6 protein-coding genes are annotated in these 5,192 nt (G+C 64.0%); 2 read left to right on the forward strand and 4 right to left on the reverse strand.

The genetic code is table 11. The annotated features are described in order from the left end of the window. Positions 1-196 precede the first annotated feature (196 nt). From H928_RS0119355 to H928_RS0119365, 3 genes are all read right to left on the reverse strand, one after another. Complete coding sequence (locus H928_RS0119355) at positions 197-1,684, reverse strand: polyamine aminopropyltransferase (protein ID WP_052330132.1); 1,488 nt, start codon at positions 1,682-1,684, stop codon at positions 197-199. 307 nt (positions 1,685-1,991) lie between these two features. Further along, complete coding sequence (locus H928_RS0119360) at positions 1,992-2,210, reverse strand: DUF350 domain-containing protein (RefSeq protein ID WP_021027983.1); 219 nt, start codon at positions 2,208-2,210, stop codon at positions 1,992-1,994. Between the two features lie 68 nt (positions 2,211-2,278). After that, positions 2,279-3,838, reverse strand: a complete 1,560-nt coding sequence (locus tag H928_RS0119365) for a DUF4178 domain-containing protein (protein ID WP_021027984.1) — start codon at positions 3,836-3,838, stop codon at positions 2,279-2,281. Positions 3,839-4,177: 339 nt separating this feature from the next. Between H928_RS0119365 and H928_RS0119370 the strand changes: the two genes are divergently transcribed. Together H928_RS0119370 and H928_RS0119375 are read left to right on the forward strand one after the other, a co-directional pair. Beyond that, a complete protein-coding gene (locus H928_RS0119370) occupies positions 4,178-4,438 on the forward strand; it encodes a DUF2061 domain-containing protein (RefSeq protein WP_021027985.1) in 261 nt (86 codons plus the stop codon). Between the two features lie 68 nt (positions 4,439-4,506). Then, positions 4,507-4,806, forward strand: coding sequence for a hypothetical protein (locus H928_RS0119375; protein WP_021027986.1), 300 nt, complete (start codon positions 4,507-4,509; stop codon positions 4,804-4,806). Here H928_RS0119375 and H928_RS32930 read toward each other — a convergent pair. Continuing rightward, a partial coding sequence (locus tag H928_RS32930) for a hypothetical protein (RefSeq protein ID WP_204366327.1) occupies positions 4,807-5,192 on the reverse strand: 386 nt, incomplete at its 5' end. It abuts the gene before it with no gap.

Genomic DNA, 5,192 nt, shown 5'->3' on the forward strand with positions numbered 1-5,192 from the left:
GGTCGCGCATCGCATGGCCGCGCTCCCAGGCCTGGCCTACAAAGCCGCCTTGGATATGGGCAGCGCTGGTGCTGGGTGGCGCGGGCTTGCAGCCGGCCAGCGCGCTGCTGCCAGCCAGCGCAGCGGCGCCCTTCAGGACGGAGCGGCGCTGCATGGCTGGGCGGTTCGCAGTGGGCAGGGGTGGTAGGCCGTCATGTCAGTGTGCCACCTTGCCCCATTCGCGCTCATAGGTGTGTACCAGCACCTGGTTGGACAGGCGGTTCACCTCGGTTGGCACCCGCGCCATGTCGGGCGGAAAGTCAAACAACAGCGGCAGGCTGGGCAGGCTCAAAAAGCGCATGCCTTCGGGCAAGGTGGTCGGCAGGCTCCAGGGCCGGCGGCTGGCAATCACAAAGCCCCATTCGCCAAAGCTGGGCACATGGGCATGGTAGGGCGTGGCCTGCATGCCCACCGATTCGACGGTGGTCACCACGGTCCAGAAACTCTCGCGCGCAATCAGCGGCGAGGTGGTCTGGATCACCGCAAAACCGCTGGCCGCCAAGTGCTGGCTCAGCATCGCGTAAAAGCTGTTGGTGAACAGCTTGCCCACCGCAAAATTGGTCGGATCGGGGAAGTCCACGATGATCACATCGAACACCTCGTCGGCCTTTTGCAGCCACTGGAAAGCATCGGCATTGATGATGCGTACCTTGGGGTCGTTCAAGGCATTGCTGTTGAGCGCCTGCATGCTGGGCACGTTCTGGAACAGGTCGGTCATCTGCGGGTCCAGCTCGACCAGGGTCACCGATTCGACCGAGGGGTACTTGAGCACCTCGCGCACGGCCATGCCGTCGCCACCGCCAAACACCGCCACCTTGCGCGGCGCGCCAAAGCGGCTCATCACCGGGTGCACCAGCGCCTCGTGGTAGCGGTATTCATCGCTCTGGGCAAACTGCAGGTTGCCGTTTAGGTACAGGCGCGCGCCGCGCTTGCCCTGGGTCACCACAATGCGCTGGTAGGGCGTCGTGCGGGTCAGCACAATCGGCTCCTGGTAGAAGTGGTCCTCGGTCAGCGATGTGAGCCGCTCGGCACCCACCAGGCCGCCCAGCAAGGCGGCAATCACCAAGCCGCAGGCCAGCACATGGCTGCCAAAGCGGCGCAGCTCTTCCTTGAAGAGAAACAGCGCCCATACCGCCACCAGCGCATTGAGCAGGCCAAACACCAGCCCGGTGCGGATCAGGCCCAGGTGCGGCACCAGCAGCAGCGGAAAGGCCAGCGACACCGCCAGCGCGCCCAGGTAGTCAAAGGTCAGCACCTTGGAGACCAGATCGCGCAGCACCACATTGCGCTTGAGGATGCGCATGACCAGCGGTATCTCCAGCCCCACCAGCGTGCCCACCACCAGCACCGTGCCATACAGCATCCAGTGGAAGGCGCTGGGCACATAGGCGTTGATGATGGACAGCACGGCAGGCAAGGCCCCGCCCACCAGCGCCACCATCAGCTCGATGCGCAGAAAATGCGCCGGCAGCTCGCGCACCAGGTAGCGCGACAGCCAGGAGCCGATGCCCATCGCAAACAGATAGGTGCCGATGATGGTGCTGAACTGCAGCACCGAATCGCCCAGCAGGTAGGATGCGAGCGCCGCCGCGGCCAGCTCATACAACAGGCCACAGGCCGCCACCACAAAGACGCTGAACAGCATCGCCACTTCCAGCGGGCTGGCGCGCCGCACGCCGCCTTCCGGCAGGGCGGCGTGGCCAAACTCCAGCGCGTCGTCGGTGCCCAGGGGGCTGCCCGAACTGGGGCTGGGGGATGCGTTGGCAGAAGGGGTGGCGGGGGTGGAGGGCGACACGGGCGAGAGCTGCAGAAGCCGTGCAGGGCGCGCAGGCGCCCGCACTGTTGGCTGAAAAAGAGAAAAAAGACAGGGCGCCTGCGTACAAAACAGGCGCCACTAGCGAGGCAGAGGGCGGCTGACAGCGATGGCCGTCAGCGCCCGCACAAGCGCAGTGCTAGCCGATGGCTGCTGCCACGATGATGCTGATGCCCAGGCTCATCGCCGCCACCACCACGCCGAGCGCGAGGTTCTGCTTTTCCACAATCTCGGCCCACATGTCCACGGGGGTGATCTTGTCGATGATCAGAAAGCACAGCCAGAAGACCACCACGCCCACCATGGCGAACAGGATGGAGCCAAAAAACGCCGCAGGGCGGAACCATTCCAAATCCATCACAACTCTCTCCTTCGTCAAATGCGCGCCCGGGTTGGGCTCTGCGCAGTGCTGTTGCCAGCCATTGTTTATTTGTGGCTGCCGCCGGAGCTGTAGCCACCCCAGGAACCGCTCGATGACCGGCCGCTGCCCGTGCTGCTGCTGCACTTGCTCACATAGGTCGGGTCGGCGGCCAGTTTGCGCCGCTCCAGCGCAGTATCGCAGCCCTTGGGCCACAACCAGATCAGCAGAAAGAACAGCAGGAACAGCCCAATGATGATGGGCATGCAGCCCAGCTTGGGCACCGAAAAGCTGCTGGTCTCGGGTTTGAACAGCGCCAGCTGGTCGCTCATGCCAAAGGCGGCGGCGACCGACTCGGGCGTCATCTTGCGGCCCAGCGACCAGCTCAGCTCGCGCGCGCTTTGCTCCAGGTTCAGCAGCTGCGCGCCATCCTTGCCTCGGGCAAAGTCCACATTGTCGGTCTTGTCGCCCCGGGCCACCGGCCAGTAGAACTCGCCCAGCACATAGGTGGTCTCGGCGCGGTAGCGCGATTGCAGCTGGTAGGTCTGCTGCTTCCAGGTCGCCGTGTTGCGGCCTGCGCGGTAGTCGGGTGCGCCGGTCAGGGTCTTGACCAGGCTCCAGCCTTCGCTGCTGTTGACCAGGAACTGGAAGCCCTGCTGGCTGTGGTAGAGCAGGTATTCGTCCCAGCCAAAGTATTCGTCGTCATCGGGTTCGATCCCCATGCGGTGCTGAAAGCCCACCAGCTGCCATTTGCTGCCGGCCAGCGTCGCTATCTTGCCCAGCGGCACCAGGGGCTTGACGGGGTCTTTCTGCATCGCCGCGCGCAGCTCGCCGCCAATGCCTTGCGATACATCGATGAGCGAGCCACAGCTCGGGCAGGTCAGGCTCTGGGTGGTGTCCAGCTTGATATCGACCCGCGCCGCGCAGCGCGGGCAGTTGAAGTGCCGGCCCTGGTCCTTCTTGGTCGACGTGGGCCGCAGCCCGGCGATTTTCAGCGCGCCCAATTGCACCGGCGCGCCCAGGTAGACCGCGGGGGGCTGCTCGCTGTAGTCGATGGACAGCACCTTGTCGTCTTCGGTGCGCAGCTCCACCACGGTAAAGGGCTTGCCCAGCTCGGGCTGGTGCGGCATCTCGCCTTCGGCCGCCATCAGCTGGGCCAGTACCACGCTGGTCACGCTGTACTGCACGCCGCTGATTGCAATGCGCTGGCCCGGCTGCCAGCGGTCGGCGGGGGGCAGGTTCTTGGCGGGGGCCTGGCTCGCGCGGCTCAGCACAAACTGGCCGTTGTCCTCGCTGATGACGGCGGTCTCACCGCTGTCGCCCAGGGCCAGCCATTCGTTCCAGCTGCCGGTCTCCCCCTTGTACTGCAGCCGGCCCACCAGGCGAAAGCCCTCCGGCTTGCCCTGGCTGCCCTTGGCAAACTGCCCGGTCTGGTTTAGCTTGAGCGGGCTGTAGTCGTTGAAGACCTCGGCCATCTTGCCGATGCGCTTCAGGATATCGCCATTGCGCACGATGGCGCTTTGGCAATACGGGCAGACGGCGAAGGCGGACTGGGCGCTGGCAAATTCCACAGGCGCACCGCAACCCGGGCAGGGTGCCGTATAGCTGCGTTGCTGGTCCGTCGTCATAGGTCGTCTGGCTTGTTATGAAGGTGTTTTTGTTGGCGCCCGGTCGGCAACCGCACCGCATCATAGCGCAGGCCTTGGCGCGCGGGCTGCCTGCCTGTGACTGGCGGTATTAGCCAAGCCTATGGTTTTTTTAGTGAGGATTCATTGGCCTTTGTCATTGCTAATAAATACCATTTACAGAACTGTCATTGATTTCGGGCCGCTAACACGACCCAGCAAACCAAAGGTTGGCGGTTGAGACTAGGCGCCAAGCCGCAGCCAGTACAGTAGTACGGCAAGGCTTGGCAACGACGTATCAAGGGTTGTGTTAGTGGCCCTCATTGCAAGAAAGAACCCGCCATGTCCTCTATCCGCCGCAGCCTGCAGAACAACCGCCAAACGCTGAAGAAGACCGCCAGCTACTACCTGATCCACATCACGGTGGCCGCAATGGTGGCCTATGCCGTCACCGGCAACCTGATTGCCTCGCTCACGTTGAGCTTGCTCGAACCCACGGTGCAGGCCTTTGCCTTCTTCTTCCATGAAAAGGCCTGGCAGCGCTGGAATGCGCGCTCGGCTGCCGCTGTGGCGACCGTGCCTGTGGCCGTGCAAGCCAGCTGATACGCCCCCTGACAGCTGGGTCAGGATGTGCGACAGTAGCGCATTGCCGCTACCCACAGGATGCACCAATGACCCCCTCCATCTCGCGCAAACGCTCGTCTCTGGCCGCCTGGCCCGCCCTCTGTGTCGCCGTACTGGCCTTGCAGGGCTGTGACGTGGTGGCGCCCATTGGCAGCAATGCCGTGCTGTCGGACCAGATGATCGCCGAAAAAACAGCCAACTACTTCAGCAGCACGGAGGCCCATGTGCAGGTCTTTGGCTTTGACCGCCAGCGCGAATCGACGCGCTACCAGGCGAGCTTTCAGGGCAATAAGTACAACTGCTCGATCTATATGAACCAGGTGCGCTGCGACCCAGCCGCTCAGTAATCAACTGCGCAGCGCCTCATCATCGGCCCGCAGCAGCGGCGCCGGGTTGGGAAAGATGTCTTGCCAGACCGGCGCAAAGGCCTGCTCGCCGACACCGGGCGCATCGCTAAAGTCGGGCAGGCGCAGCAGGCACAGCTGCAGGTGCAGATGGGGCAGCCACCAGCCGTTTTCGGCAAAGTCGCCCAGCTGGGCAAACTCGGTACCTGCGGCAATCTGATCGCCCGGCTGCCAGCGCCGGGCCGATGCATGGCTCAGATGCCCCCAGATGCTGAAAAACTCAGGGTGCGCAGGGCCCTGGTGGCGCAGCACCAGCATGCCGCCATAGTCCAGCCGGATATCACGCACCTCAGCCACCACCACCTCCGCGGCCAGCGGCAGGCGCAGCG

This window comes from Comamonas sp. B-9 (assembly GCF_000410635.1).
Taxonomy (GTDB): domain Bacteria; phylum Pseudomonadota; class Gammaproteobacteria; order Burkholderiales; family Burkholderiaceae_C; genus Comamonas.